Here is a 21,487-nt window from a genome sequence, read left to right on the forward strand (position 1 = left end):
TCGGATGATTAGCAAGAAAGACTATACCAAATTCATTAAAAGTGAAGCACAAAAGCTTGGCTTCCTTTCATGTGGTATTTCAAAAGCCGGGTTTCTGGAGAAAGAAGCCCCACTGTTGGAAACCTGGCTAAAAAATGGTTCGAATGGAGAAATGGGGTATATGGAAAATCATTTCGACAAGCGCCTGGACCCCACCCTGCTGGTTGATGGGGCGAAGTCAGTGATATCTCTTTCTATAAACTATTATACTGATCAACTGCAGACTGATCCGGATGCACCCAAAATAAGCCGCTATGCCTTTGGAGAGGATTATCATAAAGTTATAAAAGACAAGCTGCGGCAGCTAATCGAGATTATACAGGAACATATTGGTGAGGTAAACGGCCGCGCCTTTGTCGACTCCGCTCCTGTTTTAGATAAAGCCTGGGCAAATAAGTCCGGCCTGGGCTGGATAGGGAAAAACTCAAACCTCATCAGCAAAAAGGTTGGGTCTTTTTTTTTCCTGGCAGAACTCATTACCGATCTTGAACTGGAATACGACGTTGCGCCCACGGAAGATCATTGCGGAACGTGCACACGATGTATAGATGCCTGCCCGACTAACGCGATCGTAGAGCCATATGTAGTTGATGGCAGCCGTTGTATATCCTACCTTACAATTGAGCTGAAAAACGAAATACCATCCGAATTCAAAGGAAAAATGGATAACTGGATGTTTGGCTGCGATATTTGTCAGGACGTTTGCCCCTGGAATAAATTTTCCTTGCTTCATACCGAACCCTCATTTGAAGCCAACCCTTCGGTACTTGGTATGACCGCTCCCGAATGGCGGGAAATCACCCAGGAGACATTTAGCAAAGTCTTTAAAAACTCCGCTGTAAAGCGTACAAAGTTCAGTGGATTGAAGAGAAATATTGAATTCTTAAAAAGCTGAGTTGTACGTTCTACGTCATACGTTTTACGTACTTGGAAACGTACCTAACGGTTTGCAGAGTCTATATATCGTATGCAACGTAACACGTAGAACGTATTACGTACAACGTTTTAAATATCAGTAAAAACGTCCAAGTCCCTGATTCGTCACATTTTCCCGCCCACCCGTCACATTTATTAGCAGCAGGGTTGCAAGCAGGGTAATATTGTTTCAAAATTCGTAAAGCAATTAAAAAACGGGACACACAGACCCATAAAATTTAAGACAATGAAACCATTTTTACTTCTTTTGCTCTGCTGCTTCAGCTTCAGCCTTATGGCACAGACCACGCCGGAGCTTACGTATGAAATAAAAGGACTAACGGCTGACTCTGCTTCAAAGAAAGCGCTCGATTACACAACAATAGGTTTGAAAACCGAGAAGAATATCCCGCTTAAGTCTGTACTTACGAAAGACGACGGTTCCTTTATTTTTTCCGGCGTAAAGGCTGGCAAATATGTAGTATCTGTCATATCTGTAGGTTACAAGACAAAGACCATCCCTGTTGAACTAATCGGTTCTGTAAGGACGCGTGATCTGGGGACGATACTGATCTCCACAAAAACAAATCAACTCAAGGAAGTTGTAGTGATGGCTGATAAGCCTATTATCAAACAGGAGGTAGATAGAATATCTTATGACTTGCAGGCTGATCCTGAAAGCAAAACAAACAGCGTGATGGAGATCATGAGGAAAGTTCCCTTATTATCAGTTGATGCAGAAGATAATATCCTTCTGAAAGGTGACGCAAACTATAAAATCCTGATAAACGGCAAGCCTTCCAGCATGATGGAGCGCAACGCAAAGGAGGTTTTGAAAAGTATGCCTGCATCCAGTATTCAAAATATTGAAGTGATTACTACCCCTCCATCCAAATACGATGCGGAAGGGATCGCTGGTTTAATTAACATCATAACCAACAAAAAGGTTGATAATGGATATAATGCATCGGTAAATGTCAGCCATCGCTTCCCTGCCGGCGGTCCGGGAGTTGGAGGAAACTTGACTTTAAAGCAAGGTAAATTCGGAATCTCAGCATTTGGTGGAGCTAACTCTGCAGAAATTCCAATAACACAGAACGGGACTTTTAGGACAACTACCGGCACAAATGCAAGCAGTCTTTCCCAGTTCCTGACGAGAGAATCAAATAACAAGAACGGTTACATTGGTGGTGAACTGAGCTATGAACTTGATAGCTTGAACCTAATATCCGGGCAGTTCAACTTTAACGGGAACTCCAACGAAAGCATTAGCAACCAGAATTCAGAACTGAGCAGCTCAACAGGCAGTTTACAGCGCTATAATCTTGCAGGCAACAATCTATCTGACGGCCACGGAATGGACGCGTCACTTAATTATCAGTTGGGTTTTAAGAAGAACAAAGCACAGCTTCTCACCTTCTCATACCGTTTTTACGATTATACAAATGGGCAAAATAACTTGCTGACAAGCTCGAACCAGTTCAACTATAATATTGCCGATTACAATCAGGTAAATGAAGGCGGATCGGCTGAACAAACCATGCAGATCGACTATGTTCATCCTGTAAAGAAATTAACCATAGAAGCCGGACTAAAGGCGATCAGAAGAAAGAATGAGAGTGATTTCCAGTTTATGTCGCTGAACTCAACGAGTGGCCAATTCGTAACAGATCCTACCAGAAGCAATGTTTTTGATAACACTCAGGAAGTGCTCGGCGCATATAATACTTATCAGTACAATACTAAAAACTGGGGGTTCAAAGGCGGATTCAGGCTGGAGCAAACGACAATTGACGCTGACTTTGTTTCAAGCCAATCGCAGGTAAGGCAGGAATATCTAAATCTGATTCCGTCAGTGAGTATCAACAGAAAATTGAAGAACATGAGTAATATAAACCTCGGGTTCTCACAAAGGATACAGCGTCCGGGTATCTATCAGCTAAATCCATTTGTCGACAGATCTAATCCTAATTTTGAGTCAAGCGGTAATCCAAACCTTCATCCTACAGTAGGAAGCAACCTGTCAATTGGCTACAGCAAATCCAAAAAGGGTTCATTCAACTACATCCTGGGATATGGATTGTTCAAAGACCTGATTATGCCTGTCTCTGTGTTTGATCCTGTTACTTATATTACCAAAAACACTTTCGACAATACCGGACGTGCAAGGCTTTTTACTCTCAACGTAAATGTAAATTACCCGTTAACAAAAAAGATGAATATGACATTCAACGGCGGTCTGGCTCATGGCCGGGTGCACGCAATGGTGAATAACATCCTTGTGAGAAATCAGGGCCTGATGTACAACTTTTCAACTTCAGCAAGCTATAGATTCGAAAAAGGCTGGCGTGCAAGCAGCAATCTGCATTTCAATGGTCCTAATTTATCTGTTCAGGGTTCGTCCAATACATTTTTCGGAAGTTCATTCAGCGTAAATAAAGACATCATTAAAGATAAGCTAACATTCTCGGCAGCTACCAGCAACCCGTTTAGCAAATACAGGAATAACATCCGCGAGTCGTTCGGACCGGATTTCTTTCAAACTAATAACAACAGGGTCTTTTATCGAGGCTTCAATACTAACCTGTCGTATAAGTTTGGTAAATTAAAATCTGCGATCAAGAAAAATTCAAGGGGAATAAAAAACGATGATGTTTCAAATAGCGCTCAATAAGACCAATTATATTTAACTATACAACATGAAGAATTTCATAAAAAACCCATCAGATATCAACAGAATTGAATACTGGGCAGCAACGACCATGTTCGTCTTCTCGATATTCTTTCTTGTATCAAGCTCTGTTGACATCCAGGATTGGCGGTATGATACTGCAACGTTCAAAGAAGCTCAACAACACTACTCGTATTTCAATAATTACTTTTTACCCGTACTGGTTCGATATATAACATTTTATGGCAGCTACCTGCTCCTGACCTTTGTTATCGTTCCACCCCTGACGAGGAAACAAAATATTGCCGTCAATATTATATTAACGGTGATAATATTCTATCTGATTAGCGTAGTTCTTGCGATCACTGATACCTGGTTGCGAGGTTATCTTTTTAGTACTTACAGCGAAGATGCGCTGTATGCAAAGGTATTTCAGGAAAGTGCAATTTTCTCGTTCTGGCTTCTGATGATGTTTGCGCTTTATAATATCATTAAGTACCTGGCGATATATTTACTTGGTAACTCGGATCTTATTGAGGCTAAATACCGGGTCATAACAAGAGATGGAATTTATGCCTTTATTGTGTGGATGATAGGTTTGTTCTTACTTCTAATGGGGCAGGCAGATTCAGAAGTTGTAGTGGTTTTGGCAGTTTGTCCTCTTGCTGGGATATTCCTATACTGCTACGCCATGTATTTTCTTTTACCGGGAAGTCAACGGGCCGCAAAGCCATTTAGGAATTACTTAAAGCAATTCTTCTGGATTGCAGCACTTAGCTCTCTGCCAATTTTTGCAGTGATACTAATTGTTGTTCCAAGGCATAACGATGAATTATCAATAATTACAGCGATTTTCAACCTTGGATTTCAGATATTATTCACAGCCCCTCTCGCCTGGTACGTGTACAAGCATCGCGTAAAAGTGGATTATGAGATAAAAGGTTTGCAGACTGCGCTTGGGCGTTCCACTGCTGATTTAAACTTCCTCCGATCACAAATAAATCCCCATTTTCTATTCAATATCCTGAACACCTTGTATGGCACATCATTACAGGAAAAGGCTGAACGAACATCGGAAGGCATTCAGAAGCTGGGGGATATGATGCGTTTTATGCTGCACGAAAATCTGCAGGAGAAGATCTCTTTAAATCGTGAGATAGAATACCTGAACAATTACATCACACTTCAATCACTGCGCACGCAAGCCTCACCCGAAATTACCATTAGTACAGAGATCGAAGATCATGTAGGGATATTGCAGATCGCGCCCATGCTGCTAATACCCTTCGTCGAGAATGCATTCAAGCATGGCATTAGTTTAAAAGAAAAGTCGATCATCCGCATTAGCCTGGTGACCAAAGACAAAACCCTCTATTTTGATATCTCAAACAGCATGCATGATAAACCAGCCAATGATCCTGAAAAGGATAATAATGGTATCGGCCTGGCAAACGTTCAGCAAAGGTTAAGGCTTATGTACCCTTCGCGCCATGAATTGTCAATTAGAGAAAGCGGTAAAGAATTCTTCGTACACCTGACAATTCAACTGGATTAATAGTATGAAAAAGGTCCTATTAGTATTGTTTTTCTGCGTGGTGATAAACACTGGCAAGGAAGTATTCAATGCAGGTAGAATCATCTTCACAGAACTTAGCTGTTGTAATAAATAATCTAACGCTGAAATCAATTTATGACTGAAAGTAAACTCAAAGATTTTATTGAGCTGATTTGCCGCTTATATGTATTCACTTTCCTAAACCTATATGCCATTGGTAAAATTATGGGCGGACAGTTTTATACGCCTGAACGGTTGCCGGCAGAAATTGCGGCGATCCCGCTTGGAAAAGTTGAAAGCTTTGATCTGGCATGGACATTTATGGGGCATTCATATACCTATATCCTTTTCATCGGTCTTTCGCAACTAATGGGTGCATGGATGCTTCTTTCAGGGAAATTAAAATTGATAGGAGTCTTTATCCTGCTGCCAATTATGGTGAATATTATTGTATTTGACATCATCTTCCTGGATACTTATGGTGCTTTGGCAAGTGCATTGATCTACTTTTCAATGTTAATTGTGATTTTGTTGATTAACAAAGACAAGATCATTGGTATTTTACGTTCCATTACAGATTTTCCACCGGCTGAGAAAGCCACATTAAATGCCCGATTGATGAAAATCGCTTTTGTATTGGTTTTTATGGCTGCAATTTTTGTAGTAGACCAGCTAATTGTTAATCTAATCGGACATGGCAAAGGCTAAAACCATTTTACATCAATCATTAGATCTTTTAATATCTTACTTTTATTAGATGAATGCAATCGCCCTTGATGATGAACCACTAGCGCTTGAAGTAATACGCAGCCATGCTTCAAAAGTGCCTTTTTTAAAGTTGAAGGCCGAATTTACTGATGCATTTCAGGCAATGGAATACTTACAAAAAGAAAATATCGACCTCATTTTTCTTGATATAAAGATGCCTGACATTTCTGGCATTGACTTCCTGAACAGCCTAAATAAGAAGCCAATGGTGATTTTCACAACGGCTTATACTGAGCATGCAGTAACGAGTTTTGAACTGGACGCAATCGACTACCTTTTGAAACCATTTTCTTTAAGTCGCTTTGTAAAGGGGTGCAATAAAGCTTATGAACTATTCCAGCTCCGAAATAAAAGCGGCATGGCTGATTACATTTTCTTGAAAACCGGTTACGAGCAGGAAAAAGTACATTTCGGGGATATTTTATGGCTCGAGGCCGCAGGAAACTATGTCAATTTCGTGGTAAAAGGGAAAAGCCTGCTCTCCCGTATGACCTTTGCGGAGCTCGAAGCGATTTTGCCAAAAGATAAGTTTATTAGAACGCACAGGTCCTATATGGTAGCTGTAAGTAATATCGACAGAATTGAACGTCATCAGGTTCATATACAAGGATCTACGATACCGATAAGCGAATCGTACATGCAGAACCTGGTCGGCCTGCACGGGCGTTGAATTGAGCTAAGATTTTGCTTATTTTAGAGTATGAAATTCATGCTTATTTTTTTGCTTGTCATCGGGACGACATTAGTTCAAGGTCAACAGCTTAAGATAAAAAAACGGGCTTCTGATGCACTCTCCGGATCGGAATTTTCAAAAAGTATACGTGATACAGAAATCACTCTCGCTGAAAGGGAAAAGATTATTTTCAAGCAGATTAAATCGGGTAACATTCCGAATTTCTATCGGAGTTTAACGGAAATAAGGGATACTGTAGTGGTAAATAGTAAAACTCATACAATCCGCTATTTTGTGATTCCTGATTTTATCGCTATTGGATCTAATGAAGATTATTTCTACTGCCCGATGAAACCACAATTAGCTCAGCGTGTGGGAAAATTGCTAAAGGGCAGTCTTCCTACACGAAAGATATCCGATAGGATCTATAAAAATGCTGCTGTCAAGTTAGTGCCGGAACCAATTCCACCATCACCGCAAATGATCACTGTACCAGTATTTGAAAAGCATAACACTCTCGTCAACGCCCAGCGAAAACCCTATTTGGTTTCCCACCCATTAGGAAGTTTGGTTGCAGGGAACAAAAAGGATGTGGTCATTTCAAACAAGATTTATAATGATAAAGGGGTTCTGAGGGTTGTTATTTATGGTTGGCATAAGCCCGACGGAAAAGCAATACAGCCACTCTATAATGGTCATAGTACAATTCACGTAGATTACAGCCACGGTATCCGTATCATACAAAACAAACTGTGGGTAGATGGCAAGAGAAGTTCCATGCAAAAGATACTCGCCTCAGAGGAATTGAATTCACTTTTGAGTGATGAAGGTCCTATTTTATCGCCCTTCTACCCAACTACTGATTAAGTACTATTAACACTACTTCCCGAATTTCATCTTCAACTGCTGCAGCATGTCATTGTCGACAGGCTTGGGGTCTTCGACTTTTTTAGGCTGCTGCTGAGTTGTTTGTTCTGGTTTAACTGCGTTCTGTTTTTCTATTCGTAATGCCTCTTTCTTCGCATTCCATCTTTTCCAGATCTGTTCAAGACAACGTTTTGTATAGAGAGGGAAATCGCCATTTTGCATCCAGTTATAATAGCTCGGTTCCGCTTGAAAAACATCTTCAACTGATCGTCCTTTATGCTTCCCGAAATTAATCAATTCCACTCCGTCGTCGTTGTAAATCATCCTGGCAGCAAAATCAACTGGTTTATTTAAGTTTGTAAACTTGTGAAGCGCCTCAATATTATTCTGAACTGGTTTTGAAACAATACCCTTCTTATCTTCCCATTCCTGATTTTCATACCGACCAATCTGTGCTAATAATACCTCGTAAGTAGCTTTAATATCTGCTTCGGCTGAGTGTGCATTTTCGATCACTTTACCACAATAGAATTGGTATGCCGCCCGCAACGTACGCTGCTCCATCTGATGGAATATATTCTGCACATCCACAAAATGCCTGTTGTCGATATCGAAATCTATCCCGGCACGAAGAAACTCTTCCATCAGCACCGGAATGTCGAATTTATTCGAATTATAACCCGCAAGATCACAATCATCAAGAAAACGAGCTAGTTCCTCACCTGCCTGCTTAAATGTCGGTTCACGGCTTACATCTTCGTCGTAAATACCATGAATCAGGGATGATTCCAACGGAATTGGAATACCCGGATTTATGCGCATCGTCTTGATTTGCTCAGTGCCGTCAGGCATTGCCTTAAGAATTGAAATTTCAACTATCCGGTCGGATGCAACATTAACACCTGTAGTCTCGAGATCAAAGAATGCAAGCGGGCGTTTTAAATTAAGTTTCATAGTATGTATTGGACAAACATCGCAAAATCATTTATAATACGCGGATATTAGCTTTATATTTTTAATTAACGGGCTTTAGCCGAATATGATAATCCCCAGGGTAATGCCAATTATCATAATCAGATAGAGGAGGATCTCTGTTGTTGCGAACCGCTTATATTTAGTCCAGAATGAATAATCGCCTTGAGGTTCGCGCATGTAGTTAAGTGAGCTGTAAATTTATCTTTTATACCGGCAAAATCTCGCAGTTTCTTCTGCTATTACTGTTGAATTCATGATTTAACTCTCAGTTTTTAATACTTCCGGCCCGCGAAAAATATTTATAATACCAGGGATCTTTAAGATCACTGATTATCACCCCTTTGGAGGTTGAAGCATGAACAAATTTATTATTGTGTAGATACACTCCCACGTGACTGAATTTTTGTCCCTGAAAATCAAAGAAAACTAAATCACCTTCCTTAAGATCTTCTTCATATTTTCTTTTAACCGATTCGGCCATCGATTTTGCAGTTCGTGGGACTGCCCTGTTATAGATCTCCTTTTCCAGGATACTGGTAAAGCCAGAACAGTCAATGCCTTTTTTATCCATTCCCCCACTTCGGTGCGGAACCCCCATCCAACTGTCTATAAAACGATACAGTTTTTCATTTCCCAGCTCCTTCTCCTTAACATTTAACAGAGCTGCATATCGCTCTGTTAAGCTGCCGGACGCAACTGATCTTGCTTTTGACGAGTCGGTCAGGATTTTTTTGCTTTTACATGATGAATAAAGCAAAAGTGCCGGAAATAATATTATATAAATTCCTTTACTTCTTAGGTAACTGATCATTTAACGAAGATCATTTAATTTGATTGCCGCTCATATCAGAGATTTTTAACATCGTGTGAATAAGTGCCGGAAAACACATCGAATTCATTTCAGACCATGGAAAACACTAAAAGTGTGCGTACCCCAGAAATTCTAAATCATCGACAGCTGTTGTTAGATGCAGCTTTCCCTTCGATAATAAATAAGTTTGATCAGCTATATCAATCACATGCCTGAACATATGGTCTGTGATCAAGAAGCCTTTATTAGATTTCTCCAACAAAATTAGCTGCTTTACCTCGTCAATCTGGACAGGGCTGAGGTGACTAAATGGTTCGTCCAACATCACAAACTTAGATTTTGACGTTATAACAACGTATAACTCGATAAGCCGTCTCTGCCCGCCGGACAAGCTCCCAATTTTTGATTTGATGCTGATATCTGACGATTGAAATATTTTTTCAAAGTCAACAGCAACTACATTAAAATCCTTGAATATTCGTTCGATTGTTAGTGTGGCAGGAATAAAATTAAACTGTGGAACATAGGTAAGAAGGTCTGAGCGCTTATACGGTGTGTTTTCATGACGCCCATCGAATCGGACAGATTTAATATCTGGTTTGAGTGTCCCGTATATAATTTGCATCAAACATGTTTTACCCTGTCCGTTACGGCCCAAAAGACCTGTAACTACCCCCGTCTCGCATTTAATATATATGTCTGAAAGTATCTTTCGACCCGAAAAACCTAACTCGATGCCGTCTGCCTCCAATACATGTCTCATATAATCGCATATATGATATAGTTTACCAATAAAAATATTGCCAGGTCAAAACTTACAATATAGGCCCATATTGTGTTTTTAGAGATCCCCAGGTTTTGGTAATAGTAGAACTCCTTCTTCTTATAATCATTTATAAAGTAGAAGATAATTGCATGAACCGTCGCCCTGAACCAGAACATTAAAGGGAATAGTCTAAATTCAGTGACGACAATAATAGCGATACAAAAAACGTTTATAATAAGAGTTAAAAGCGCGAAGCTTTTATAAAAGGTTACCAGAGACCGGAGTAAAGTTTGCATAGAATTGTTGCTTTTTCTAATATACCGTTTGGACGTAACATTGCAATACTAGTATGATCTTTGGCACCATTTTTTCTTAATGTACTGTGCAATCGCATACTAATGCTTTGCTTAAATTAAAGAACATGAAACGTATCTTATTAGGACTTACATTCGCTGCAATAGTTGCAGGATGTAACAATAACGCGAAAGAAGTAGCAAGCGCAAATGCCGTACGGGATTCGATAAGGATTGCGCACGAAAAAGCAAGGCTTGATAGTTTCGAAAGAGCTGAAGAAGCTGAAAAAGCGGCAGTAGTTGCCGCCGCAGCTGTAGCGAAAGAGCGAGCTTCAACAAGAACAAGCCGAACAAGATCATATAGCGGATCTTCAAATCGTGCTAGTTACATATCCAGCAACCCGGATGTAGTTTACACTACTCCACAACCGGCCCAGAAGAAAGGCTGGAGCTCAGCTGCTAAAGGTGCCGTAATTGGCGGTGTAGCTGGTGCAGCAACGGGTATTCTTGTCGATAAGAAAGATGGTCGCGGTGCGGCGATTGGTGGCGTTGTCGGTGCAGGTACCGGTTATGTAATCGGACGTAGTAAAGACAGAAGAACCGGAAGAGTTCAGTAATCTGGATTCTCCTATAATTTTAAAAGCCTGGTCTTCGGACCGGGTTTTTTTGTGCCTTATTTTTAATTATTTCTAATATTTTTTGTTAATTACTAATTAAACGAATTGAAATGAGATTCAGGCGCAAACAGCTTTCTTCCCTAGTGTTCATAGTTCTTGGTGCCGTATTTTTCCTGCAGGCAAAACAAGTTGCCAGGCAAAAAAAGGAGGCCTATGAGGAAAAGATTGGCATTTTACCAGTTCAGGGTATTGTTTTGAAAGATGCTTTCCCAGCACTCGATTTTAATATGCCCGTGGAATTTCTCAGTCCGAAAGATGGTACGAATCGAAATTTTGTAGTGGCCCAGCGCGGCAAAATTCACGTATTTGAGAACAATTCGGATGTCAAGGAAAGCAGGGTATTTCTGGATATAGAAAATAAAGTTACAGCTGGCGGAGAGCGTGGACTCCTTGGGATGGCTTTTCATCCGGATTTTAAGAAAAACAGATTTTTTTATTTGAACTTTACACGGAATAATTCAGGACTTGAGACTGTTATATCCCGTTTCAAAGTATCAAACAACCCGGATGTTGCCGACGAGACTTCAGAAGAAATTCTTTTAACGTTTAAACAGGCATACAGCAATCATAACGGTGGCAAACTGGCATTTGGCAACGATGGTTTTCTATATATAGGTGTTGGTGATGGTGGAAGCGGCGGTGATCCACAGAAAAATGGTCAAAACAGGGCTACCCTTCTTGGTAAAATCTTGAGAATCGATGTAAATAAAACGTCCGGAACATTAAAATATTCAATTCCCTCTGATAATCCTTATAAAGGAAACTCTCAGGGATTCCGAGAAGAGATTTTTGCCTATGGGATCCGTAACCCCTGGAGGTTCAGCTTTGACAAAGTTACTGGTAGTTTATGGCTGGGAGATGTAGGGCAAAACAAAACGGAGGAAATCGATATCGTTACAAGGGGTGGAAATTATGGATGGAATATCATGGAAGCAGAAGATTGTTACGGATCGGCTAACTGTAATACTCAAGAGTTAATCCTTCCGGTATGGTCATATCGTCAGGGGCCCCAAACGGGTAATTCAGTAACTGGCGGCCATGTATACAGAGGTAAAAGCCTTAAATCACTCCAGGGAAAGTATATCTATGGCGATTATGTTACGGGGAATATATGGGCACTCACCCCTTCGTCCGGAGGCAAATACGCCAATGCCTTGGTAATTAAACATAAAGGAATGATTTCTTCGTTCGGAGAGGACGCTAATGACGAGCTATATATATGCTCGTATGGTGACGGAAAGATTTATAAAATAGAGCAAGGAACAAAGAGCAAAGAATAAAGACAGGATCATCTTATGAAGTATAAAATTCCTTTAGATATAAAGGATTGTGTCTTTGCTCCTTAACCTTTGTTCTTTGTTCTCTTTAGGATTTAAGAACCCTTTGGATCTCATCCAGTTTCATCAGGGCCTCTACCGGGGTTAATGTGTTTACTTCAAGATTGTTCAGCATATCCCGGATTTTAACTAGTACCGGATCATCAATAGAGAACATTTGCAGCTGGTAAGCCTGCTTCTGTACCTTTTTCATGCTTTCTTTGATATCTTCCCCACCTGTTCGCTCCTGCTCCAGTCGTTTTAATATTTCATTAGCCCTTCCAACCAATTTCGCAGGCATGCCTGCCATCTTCGCTACGTGGATACCGAAACTGTGTTCACTCCCTCCCGGTACCAGTTTACGCAGGAAAATGACTTTATTCCCAACCTCCTTTACAGAAACATTGAAGTTCTTTATCCTGTTAAAAGAATTCGTAAGTTCATTGAGCTCATGATAATGGGTCGCGAAAAGCGTTTTTGCTTTCGCAACCGGATGGGTATGCAAATATTCAGCAATGGACCAGGCTATAGAAATTCCATCATAAGTACTTGTACCACGCCCGATCTCATCCATCAGAATCAGGCTCCTTTCAGATAAATTGTTCAAGATGCTGGCCGTCTCATTCATCTCAACCATGAAAGTAGATTCTCCTGAGGTCAGGTTATCTGAGGCTCCTACACGGGTAAAAATTTTATCTACAAAGCCAATGCTCGCTTCTTTGGCAGGAACAAAACAGCCCATCTGGGCCATCAGTACGATTAATCCCGTTTGCCGTAGAAGTGCCGATTTCCCCGACATGTTCGGCCCTGTGATGATTATAATTTGTTGGCTATCACCATCAAGAAATACGTCGTTGGTAATGTATTCCTCGCCTGTTGGCAAATTCTTCTCAATTACCGGGTGTCGCCCACCTTTAATATCAATTACATTGCTGCCGTTTACTTCAGGCTTCACATAATAATTCTTTATGGCCAACACAGCAAAATTCAGAAGTACATCCAGCTGAGCAACTAAAGCCGCATTTAACTGGATAGGCTTAATATATTCCGAAAGCGCAAAAGTTAATTCACCATACAACCTGGTCTCAAGCACCTGGATCTTTTCTTCAGCCCCAAGAATCTGTTCTTCGTATTCTTTAAGCTCGGGAGTGATATAGCGCTCAGCATTTACAAGGGTCTGTTTCCTAAGCCATTCAGCAGGCACCTTATCCTTGTGAGTATGAGTTACTTCAAGATAATATCCAAATACATTGTTAAATGCAACCTTCAAGGAAGGAATCCCTGTGATTTCTGCTTCTCTTTTCTGGATTTCCAGCAAATAGCCTTTACCCCCAAAAGCAATTTTTCTGAGTCTGTCAAGCTCTTCGTCAACACCATCCGCAATAACGCTTCCTTTGATGAGCAAAACTGGGGGATCGGGATTTAGCTCGCGTTCTATCCTATCCCGAATTAGTGCGCAATTGTTTAACTGCTCGGCAATAGTTTTCAGCGCATAGCTATCGCTATTTTCGCAAATAGTTTTAAGGTTTGCAATTGCATACAATGCCCTTTTGAGTTGCATTACCTCACGGGGGTTAGCTTTTAGCAGGCCTATTTTTGAAATAAGTCGCTCCAGGTCCCCTATTTGCTTAAGTTCATGAAGCAAATTCTCTCTGACTTCTTCAGAATTTACCAAATATTCTACCACATCCAAACGTTCACGGATAGGCTTCAGTTCCTTTAATGGCATTATTATCCACCTGCGAAGCAACCGGGCTCCCATTGGGGAACATGTTTTATCTAGCACGTCGACCAGGCTTACAGCATTTTCATTTGCAGAACCAATTAACTCCAGGTTGCGGATCGTAAAGCGATCGAGCCACATATACCGGTCTTCTTCAATCCTTGAAACGGATGATATGTGCTGAAGATTACGGTGTTCAGTTTCGTTAAGATAGTGTAAAGCCACTCCCGCAGCGGTAATAGCCAGGGGAAATTTCTCTATTCCAAAACCTTTAAGTGATTTAACCTCAAAGTGCTTCAACAGAAATTCACTTGCATAATCACCGCTATATGCCCAGTCGTCGAGGTGGTAGGTGTAGAACCTGTCGCCAAACGTTTCGATAAAATCCCGCTGACGGCTTTTCTGGAAAATAACCTCGCTGGGTTTAAAACTTTGCAACAGCTTGTCTATATACGTCGCGTTTCCCTGGGCTACAAGGAACTCGCCTGTTGAGATATCAAGAAATGCTATTCCAAATGAGTTCTTCTCGAAATATAATGACGCGAGGTAATTATTAGTATTCTGCTGGATAATATTGTCGCTGTACGATACTCCGGGAGTTATTAATTCCGTGACCCCTCTCTTTACAAGGGTTTTGGTGGTTTTGGGGTCTTCCAGCTGGTCACATATAGCCACCCTCTGGCCCGCCCGGACTAATTTGGGGAGATAAGTCTCAAGTGAATGATGCGGAAAACCTGCAAGCTCAGTATGAGTTCCGGAACCGTTTCCCCTTTTTGTTAATACAATGCCTAAAATCCCGGAGGCTTTTACAGCATCCGACCCAAATGTTTCATAAAAATCTCCTACCCGAAATAACAGCAATGCACCTGGATACTTAGCCTTGATCGCATTGTATTGGAGCATTAAAGGGGTTTCTTTATGTTCGCTTTTCTTAGACAAGTTTTCTTTGTAAAGCTATAAAGTTAGTGGATTGTCCAGTTTTTATGGTGGATGTTGAAAAAAGGTTAGTATGTGGACAGTTGAAGGTTGACAGTGGACAGTTAACTAAACGGTGCATACGTCTGCTCGCTTTCAACTGTCCACTTTCCACTGTCAACTTAGAAATTTGTTAAAAAATGTGAAATAATTTTTATAATACGAAAGTGTTCGTATTATTGTATACGAAATCATTCGTAGTATCATGATAGTGAAACCAACAAACAGTGAATTAGAAATTTTACAGATCATCTGGAAACAGGGAACTGTAACCGTCAGAGAAGTAAATGAAGAGTTATCCAGGGAAAAAGGTCTGGATATTGGGTATACAACAACCCTTAAACTGATGCAAATCATGCATGAAAAGGGCCTATTGGAGAGGGAGACCAGCAGCCGAACCCATCATTACAGAGCCCTGGTCACACAATCAAAAACAAGTCAGAATATGCTTGATGCTTTAATTGACAATGTTTTTAACGGCTCAGCAGCGCAACTCGTTATGCAGGCCTTAAGCAACAAAAAATCGTCAAAGAAAGAGATTGAAATGATCAAAAAATATCTGGATGAATTAGATAACAAATAAAAAGATGGAACAAAACGCCTTTTTTTCAGCCCTTAGCACCTCTATATTAAATTCCGTTGGGCAAGGATTTGTCGTGTATGTCTTTGTTAGGATATTGTTAAAATCAGCGCCGGGAATGAGCGCCGAAAACAAGTTTAGATTTTTGTACTACGCGACGGTACTAATCCTGGCAGGTTTTATCACTTCTCTTGTCGGTACCTATAATGCCGAACTTGCTTCAAACGCCGTCTTCAACTCTGCCCTATCCACAATAACGCATTATTCAACACAGCAGAGTCCTGAGCCCTCATTCTTTCAAAATATAAACTACGAAAAATGGATTGCCGGCTTATATTTTACCGGAATACTTATTCAGGCAAGTATAATTTTGGCCGGGCTTTATAAACTGCAGGTATTTAATAAACGTAGTGTTTGGACAGACAAAGTCTGGGAAGATCGGCTCGAAACACTTTGTAAACGCTTAAACATCATAAAGCCTGTAAAACTTCAACTGGCCGAGCGGATATTTAGCCCATTCACCGCTGGTTTTATCCGGCCCGTGATCATCTTCCCAATAGCTATGTTAAATCGTCTGACCACTGATCAGGTTGAGGCAATATTACTTCATGAACTGGCGCACATTAGGCGTAACGACTATATTCTCAATATTTTCCACAAAATCATGGAAACTATTTTATTCTTTAATCCATTTATATGGCTTATATCCCAATTAATAAGACAAGAACGTGAATATGCCTGCGATGACCAGGTAATGAAACATACTAAAGATTCAAAGCAGTATGCGCGGGCCTTACTTCACATCGCCGAGAGTAACCTAACAAACTCTTCTCTGGGAATTGCTGCCTCCGGCGACAAAAAATTCAACCTTTTCCACCGTATAAAACGATTAAAAAACATGAATACACAAGCTAATAACCCAAAATCAGGACTGCTTGCATTGCTAAGCATAGGAGCAGCCTTTGTCTCACTTGCGTGCATTATACCTGCTGAGACAACCATTCCGCAAGCCGACGCTAAGTCAAACTTCAAAAAAGTAACACCCGTTTCATTTGCTTATGATGTTCGCTCTGAGCAGCCGAAACCAAAAGTCTTGGCCAAACTTCCCAAATTAAAGAATTCCCTCAAGGCATTACCACCATTATCTGCCGACACCGACACAAATCGGGTAAACGAATATTTTAAGAGTGCAGAATGGAAAAAGCAAATGGAACAAATTCAATCTCATGCTGCCGAAATGAAAAAACATTTTGATAGCCCGGAATGGAAAAAACAAATTCAGGATATGAAAGTCAACAGCGAAGAAATGAAAAAACATTTTGACAGCCCTGAATGGAAGAAGCAAATGGCTGACATGAAGATTCATGCGGACGAGATGAAGAAACATTTTGAAAGCCCCGAATGGAAAAAGCAGATAGCTGACATGAAAATCAATGCCGAGCAGATGAAATCACATGCGCTCGCGATGCAAAAAGAATTTGATAGTCCTGAATGGAAAAAGAAGATTGAGGAAATGAAAACTCATTCTTTGGAAATGAAGAAACAATTTGATTCACCTGAATGGCGAAAGAAAATTGAGGAAATGAAACTCAATGCCGAGGAAATGAAAAAGCGTGTTGAATCTCCGGAATGGAAAAAACAAATTGAGGAAATAAAGAAAACGGCTCAGGAAATGAAGCTTGAAGCTGAAAAGGTTGATGAAAAATCTGTAAAGCCAACAAACTAATTTAACGAAATAAACAAGAACAGCCCCTGAGAAAATCAGGGGCTGTTCTTGTTTATCGGATTTAAACGGGTTCGCAAGTTCTAATCAATCGTAATTAGCTTGAACCTGTAACTTCCACTTACTGTTTGTATATCTCCAGCAGCATTTTTTCCCTCCAGTGTGAATACACCATTTACAAAGCTGGTTTGTTTCCCATTGGCTGACGTTTTTTCAATGCTTTTTACCTCATTTTTAAAAGCTGTGCCTGTTGCTTCCAACGATGAGTAATAATCTGTTCCTCCCGGGGTTTTCGGAACACGCAGGCTGATATGAAACGATTCGCTATGAATAGTTCCATTGAATGCCTTGATCGGATAAAATCCAGCTGACAATTTGTTGATTTCTGAAGTTCGTGCGGGAAAAGCGAATGAAAATGAGGCCTTGGTTGATGCAGAGGTAGCTATGACGCCGCTAACTGTCTCATTTGGACGGGCTTCAAAACTTATTTCACTACAGTCAACCCTCACCGCAGCATTAGTACCGATTTTATACTCGATAAAAGGCGTCTTCGTCCCGGTACCACCCGTGTCAGAATCCGGGCCGCTCTCTTCATCTTTTGAACAAGAGATGGCTGCACTCACAACGAGAAGGAAGATAATTGATTTGATTTTTTGTTTTAACATAATAGAGTGTTTGATAAGACCAAAATTAATGCAGGGATTATTTCCTGACAATACCCACAAACAGTGATTCCGTACACACCTGGCAAAAGGGGTTTATATCAACATCATAGAATAAATTATATTTGAGCTGTGATTGCAAGTCCTATACAACTATACAAAGCTGCATATTCCGGATTAAGTAAAGAAAACTGGTATCTGTCAATAGTAATGTTCATAAACCGGAGCGGAACAATGGTTGTTCCCTTCATGACTATCTATTGTACCCAAAAATTAAATTTCTCCATTGTTCAGGCAGGAATGATCATGTCCTTGTTTGGCTTAGGTTCAATTGTCGGCGCATTTTTTGGCGGCAAAATAAGCGACAAGTTCGGCTTCTATTATATACAATTGGGCGCTCTATTAAGTGGCGGCGTATTGTTCATTTCCTTGGCCTTTCTGGAAACATTTTTAACTCTCGCTGTTGGCACCTTCCTTTTAAGTGTCTGCAATGAAGCATTCAGGCCGGCAAATTCTTCTGCGATAGCGCACTACAGCTCGGAAAAGGTTCGAACCAGGGCATATTCCCTCCATCGTTTGGCGATTAATCTGGGCTGGTCATTTGGAGGTGCTTTAGGAGGATTTATAGCTTCGATAGATTATCATTTATTGTTCTATGTAGATGGTTGCACGAATATTCTGGCAGGATTACTTCTGCTCAAACTTCTGCCTGCTGTTAAAAAAGAAAAATTGTTAAAAGACACAGCTGACAGTCCTCCTCTGCGCTCTGCTTACCGCGATAAGTTATATCTCGCGTTCATTTTCCTTACCATACCATTTGCATCATCATTTTTTCAGTTTTTTATTCTGCAACCTGTATTCTTTAAATCAGAATGGCACTTTACCGAACAGTTCATTGGCGGGCTTATGGCCCTTAACGGGATAATCATTGTAACCACTGAAATGGTTTTAGTTCATAATCTCGAGGGCCGGCGAAATCCCTTGTATTTTATCTCCGTCGGGATTTTTGTGGCTGCATTGAGTTACGTTGCTCTTAATATCCTCCCTCCTTCTGCCTGGGCAGCTGTAATTTCGGTGGTATTAATAACATTTGGCGAAATGCTTTCCATGCCATTTATGAATGCCTTTTGGATCAGCCGATCTAACGAAAACAATCGTGGTGAGTACTCAGCACTTTATACAATTGCCTGGTCAATAGCACAGATAATTGGTCCTGTTTACGGAGCATTTTTAATCCAACAAGGAGGTTTCACGTTGTTTTGGTGGTTTTTAACATTAATCTGTATCCTCTCATCATTGGGGTTCATCATCATAAATTATCTTGAACCGTTGAGAAAGTGGAAGAAATCACGCTATTTTTGACGATGAAGAAGTTAAAGCTGGAAGAACTTGGCCGTGTTGGTGTTGAAGAATTTAAGATACAGAATAAGTTACCTGTGGTCGTAGTTCTTGACAATGTCCGGAGTATGCACAATATCGGCTCAATATTTAGAACTTCCGACGGATTTGCAGTGGAGCAAATATGTCTTTGCGGTATCACTGCCCAGCCTCCCCATCGGGAGATTGAAAAAACAGCCCTGGGGGCTACCCAATCAGTTGATTGGAAATATTATGAAACCGTAACTTCGGCAGTCGTACAGTTGAAAGACTCTGGTTATACAATAATTGCCATTGAACAGGCAGAAAATAGCCAGATGCTCACAGGTTTTAAACCCGATAGCTCGCAAAAATACGCCCTCATTTTCGGCAATGAAGTTCAGGGAGTGAGCGATGAAGCTATGGAAATGGCGGATAGTTGTATTGAGATCCCTCAATTTGGAACTAAACACTCATTTAATATTGTCGTGTCTGCGGGTATAATTCTTTGGGACTTCTATTCTAAGATGAACTGATTGACATCCATATGGAGAACTACTTAGCCAAGAAACTTCAGATTAAACCCGGACAAAGCATTCTTTTATGGAATGCACCTCAGTCCTATCAATTACTCCTTGAGCCCCTACCCGAAAATAGCAATATATCCAGTTCCTTGATAGGGAGCTACGATCATGTTCACTTGTTCGTCAAAACTGTGGATGACTTGGTTAATGGGTTGAATGTGGTACATAAACTGCTTATGCCAACGACAGTGTTTTGGGTTATCTATCCGAAAAAATCATCCCGGATCAAAACTAACCTTGACATGATGAATTCATGGGAAGAACCTGAAAAATACAGCTTGCGCCCAGTTTCTTCCGCATCGATCGACGAAACATGGACAGCTCTTAGATTCAAACCTGGTGACCTTGTTAAGAAGTCAGGTCTGGGAAAAACGGAGATATCGGGAAGTGAAATGAGGGAATACATCGATGTTGAGAACCGAATTGTCACGCTCCCGCCCGACCTCAAACTTGAATTAGAAAATAAACCGCAGGCCTTGCATTTCTTCGAAACCTTATCCTGGACAAACAAAAAAGAGTACGTTACATGGATTCTCACTGCCAAGCAGGATAAAACAAGGAGAGACAGGGTTGTGAAAGCGGCAGACATGCTTGCATCGGGTAAAAAGAATCCTACATCCAAATAATTCATGGAAATAAAAGATTTAGAAAACGTCGATATTGATCTGTTGAAAGCGCTTCAGCCTGAAACATGGACGGATATAAGGCCATATTTTTACTATTATTCCGCATCGCATTTTTGTAAGCCTTTAAAGATTTGCGATAATGCAAAGGTGATTGCCGTCGGAACAAATATACAGCACCAGGATTCAGCCTGGCTGGCACACATTATTGTTCATCCGGAATATCGTAATAGGGGACTGGGCAGAGAAATGGCTTCAGCGCTGATAGAAAATCTCGACAGGAAACGTTTTAGTACTATTTACCTGGATGCTACTGATATGGGTTATCCGGTCTATAAAAAGCTTGGCTTCGAAGTTGAAACGGAATATATACATCTGGAAGGAAGAAATACTGACCAGTATCTCATTGATCCTTCATCTGTTATACCATTTCGGAAAGAGCTCAAAGAAGAGCTTTTGGCAATGGACAGGACAATTTCCGCCGAAGACCGCATTGATGTTTTAGAACCCCATCTCCGATCTTCACTCCTATTCGTGTCCGAAGGAAAATTGCAGGGAGCATACTTTCCGTTCCTGCTTGACGGTTTCGTCCTTGCTGTCGACCCGATCGCTGGAACGGAATTGATGAAGATAAGAATGCGGAATAAGCCCACCGCACGTTTTCCCGCCGAAAATACAGCATGTATCAACTTTCTAAAAAGTAACGGGTATCAGGTTACCGGAGCATCTAAACGAATGATTCTTGGTAAGAAGCGTGACTGGGATGCGAAGGGCATCTTTCATCGGATCAGTGGTGGGCTCGGTTGAGTTGTACGTTATACGTTATAAGTTACTGATCGGATAAGTTCGAGTGTCCAAAAACTTACGTGATACTTTGCAGAACGGATATACACGGTTGTAAATAAATAAGAGCTTCCCTTTCAGGAAGCTCCATT

The 21,487-nt window shown here is 40.8% G+C and carries 20 protein-coding genes; 14 read left to right on the plus strand and 6 right to left on the minus strand.

Annotation, left to right across the window (positions count from 1 at the left end; all coding sequences use genetic code 11):
* Window positions 1-4 precede the first annotated feature (4 nt).
* From queG to B5X60_RS04680, 6 genes are all read left to right on the plus strand, one after another.
* A complete protein-coding gene (queG, locus tag B5X60_RS04655) occupies window positions 5-934 on the plus strand; it encodes a tRNA epoxyqueuosine(34) reductase QueG (protein ID WP_079701458.1) in 930 nt (309 codons plus the stop codon).
* Window positions 935-1,201: 267 nt separating this feature from the next.
* Window positions 1,202-3,628, plus strand: a complete 2,427-nt coding sequence (locus tag B5X60_RS04660; protein ID WP_079701459.1) for a beta-sandwich domain-containing protein — start codon at window positions 1,202-1,204, stop codon at window positions 3,626-3,628.
* A 25-nt stretch (window positions 3,629-3,653) separates the two neighbouring features.
* On the plus strand, window positions 3,654-5,180 hold the full coding sequence (locus tag B5X60_RS04665; protein ID WP_079701460.1) for a sensor histidine kinase: 1,527 nt from the start codon (window positions 3,654-3,656) through the stop codon (window positions 5,178-5,180).
* 135 nt (window positions 5,181-5,315) lie between these two features.
* Entirely contained in the window at window positions 5,316-5,888 is a 573-nt protein-coding gene (locus B5X60_RS04670; RefSeq protein WP_079701461.1) for a hypothetical protein, read from the plus strand.
* Between the two features lie 49 nt (window positions 5,889-5,937).
* Window positions 5,938-6,618 carry a LytR/AlgR family response regulator transcription factor gene (locus B5X60_RS04675; RefSeq protein WP_079701462.1) on the plus strand — a complete coding sequence of 227 codons (681 nt, stop codon included), beginning with the start codon at window positions 5,938-5,940 and terminating at the stop codon, window positions 6,616-6,618.
* Window positions 6,619-6,657: 39 nt separating this feature from the next.
* Window positions 6,658-7,488: a hypothetical protein gene (locus B5X60_RS04680; protein WP_221406200.1), complete on the plus strand. Its 831-nt coding sequence runs from the start codon at window positions 6,658-6,660 to the stop codon at window positions 7,486-7,488.
* 12 nt (window positions 7,489-7,500) lie between these two features.
* Here B5X60_RS04680 and B5X60_RS04685 read toward each other — a convergent pair whose 3' ends face one another.
* From B5X60_RS04685 to B5X60_RS04700, 4 genes are all read right to left on the minus strand, one after another.
* Window positions 7,501-8,442 (minus strand): 3'-5' exonuclease, encoded by a 942-nt coding sequence (locus B5X60_RS04685; protein WP_079701464.1) that lies wholly within the window; start codon window positions 8,440-8,442, stop codon window positions 7,501-7,503.
* Between the two features lie 286 nt (window positions 8,443-8,728).
* Window positions 8,729-9,274 carry a C40 family peptidase gene (locus tag B5X60_RS04690; RefSeq protein WP_170878381.1) on the minus strand — a complete coding sequence of 182 codons (546 nt, stop codon included), beginning with the start codon at window positions 9,272-9,274 and terminating at the stop codon, window positions 8,729-8,731.
* Between the two features lie 106 nt (window positions 9,275-9,380).
* On the minus strand, window positions 9,381-10,037 hold the full coding sequence (locus B5X60_RS04695) for an ATP-binding cassette domain-containing protein (RefSeq protein WP_079701465.1): 657 nt from the start codon (window positions 10,035-10,037) through the stop codon (window positions 9,381-9,383).
* Window positions 10,034-10,336 carry a hypothetical protein gene (locus B5X60_RS04700; protein ID WP_079701466.1) on the minus strand — a complete coding sequence of 101 codons (303 nt, stop codon included), beginning with the start codon at window positions 10,334-10,336 and terminating at the stop codon, window positions 10,034-10,036. The genes B5X60_RS04695 and B5X60_RS04700 overlap by 4 nt, the downstream gene beginning before the upstream one ends.
* A gap of 125 nt (window positions 10,337-10,461) precedes the next feature.
* Here B5X60_RS04700 and B5X60_RS04705 point away from each other — a divergent pair, with 125 nt between their 5' ends.
* Together B5X60_RS04705 and B5X60_RS04710 are read left to right on the plus strand one after the other, a co-directional pair.
* Window positions 10,462-10,950 (plus strand): YMGG-like glycine zipper-containing protein, encoded by a 489-nt coding sequence (locus B5X60_RS04705; protein ID WP_079701467.1) that lies wholly within the window; start codon window positions 10,462-10,464, stop codon window positions 10,948-10,950.
* Between the two features lie 110 nt (window positions 10,951-11,060).
* Entirely contained in the window at window positions 11,061-12,290 is a 1,230-nt protein-coding gene (locus B5X60_RS04710; protein ID WP_079701468.1) for a PQQ-dependent sugar dehydrogenase, read from the plus strand.
* Between the two features lie 85 nt (window positions 12,291-12,375).
* On the opposite strand, the gene mutS is transcribed toward B5X60_RS04710, so the two are convergent.
* Entirely contained in the window at window positions 12,376-14,952 is a 2,577-nt protein-coding gene (gene mutS / locus B5X60_RS04715) for a DNA mismatch repair protein MutS (RefSeq protein WP_079702306.1), read from the minus strand.
* A gap of 277 nt (window positions 14,953-15,229) precedes the next feature.
* Here mutS and B5X60_RS04720 point away from each other — a divergent pair, with 277 nt between their 5' ends.
* Both B5X60_RS04720 and B5X60_RS04725 read left to right on the plus strand, forming a co-directional pair.
* Window positions 15,230-15,607: a BlaI/MecI/CopY family transcriptional regulator gene (locus tag B5X60_RS04720; RefSeq protein WP_079701469.1), complete on the plus strand. Its 378-nt coding sequence runs from the start codon at window positions 15,230-15,232 to the stop codon at window positions 15,605-15,607.
* Window positions 15,608-15,611: 4 nt separating this feature from the next.
* A complete protein-coding gene (locus tag B5X60_RS04725; RefSeq protein ID WP_079701470.1) occupies window positions 15,612-17,330 on the plus strand; it encodes a M56 family metallopeptidase in 1,719 nt (572 codons plus the stop codon).
* Window positions 17,331-17,410: 80 nt separating this feature from the next.
* Here B5X60_RS04725 and B5X60_RS04730 read toward each other — a convergent pair whose 3' ends face one another.
* Window positions 17,411-17,992 carry a hypothetical protein gene (locus B5X60_RS04730; protein ID WP_079701471.1) on the minus strand — a complete coding sequence of 194 codons (582 nt, stop codon included), beginning with the start codon at window positions 17,990-17,992 and terminating at the stop codon, window positions 17,411-17,413.
* Between the two features lie 129 nt (window positions 17,993-18,121).
* Here B5X60_RS04730 and B5X60_RS04735 point away from each other — a divergent pair, with 129 nt between their 5' ends.
* The 4 genes from B5X60_RS04735 to B5X60_RS04750 are packed head-to-tail and all read left to right on the plus strand — an operon-like array spanning window position 18,122 to window position 21,359.
* Window positions 18,122-19,351: an MDR family MFS transporter gene (locus B5X60_RS04735; protein ID WP_170878382.1), complete on the plus strand. Its 1,230-nt coding sequence runs from the start codon at window positions 18,122-18,124 to the stop codon at window positions 19,349-19,351.
* Window positions 19,352-19,353: 2 nt separating this feature from the next.
* Window positions 19,354-19,881, plus strand: a complete 528-nt coding sequence (locus B5X60_RS04740) for an RNA methyltransferase (protein ID WP_079701472.1) — start codon at window positions 19,354-19,356, stop codon at window positions 19,879-19,881.
* 11 nt (window positions 19,882-19,892) lie between these two features.
* The gene (locus B5X60_RS04745; RefSeq protein ID WP_079701473.1) at window positions 19,893-20,555 is read left to right on the plus strand and encodes a YdeI/OmpD-associated family protein; all 663 of its coding nucleotides are present in this window, start codon (window positions 19,893-19,895) and stop codon (window positions 20,553-20,555) included.
* 3 nt (window positions 20,556-20,558) lie between these two features.
* A complete protein-coding gene (locus B5X60_RS04750; RefSeq protein ID WP_079701474.1) occupies window positions 20,559-21,359 on the plus strand; it encodes a GNAT family N-acetyltransferase in 801 nt (266 codons plus the stop codon).
* Window positions 21,360-21,487: the final 128 nt, after the last annotated feature.

This window comes from Daejeonella lutea (assembly GCF_900168015.1).
Taxonomy (GTDB): domain Bacteria; phylum Bacteroidota; class Bacteroidia; order Sphingobacteriales; family Sphingobacteriaceae; genus Daejeonella; species Daejeonella lutea.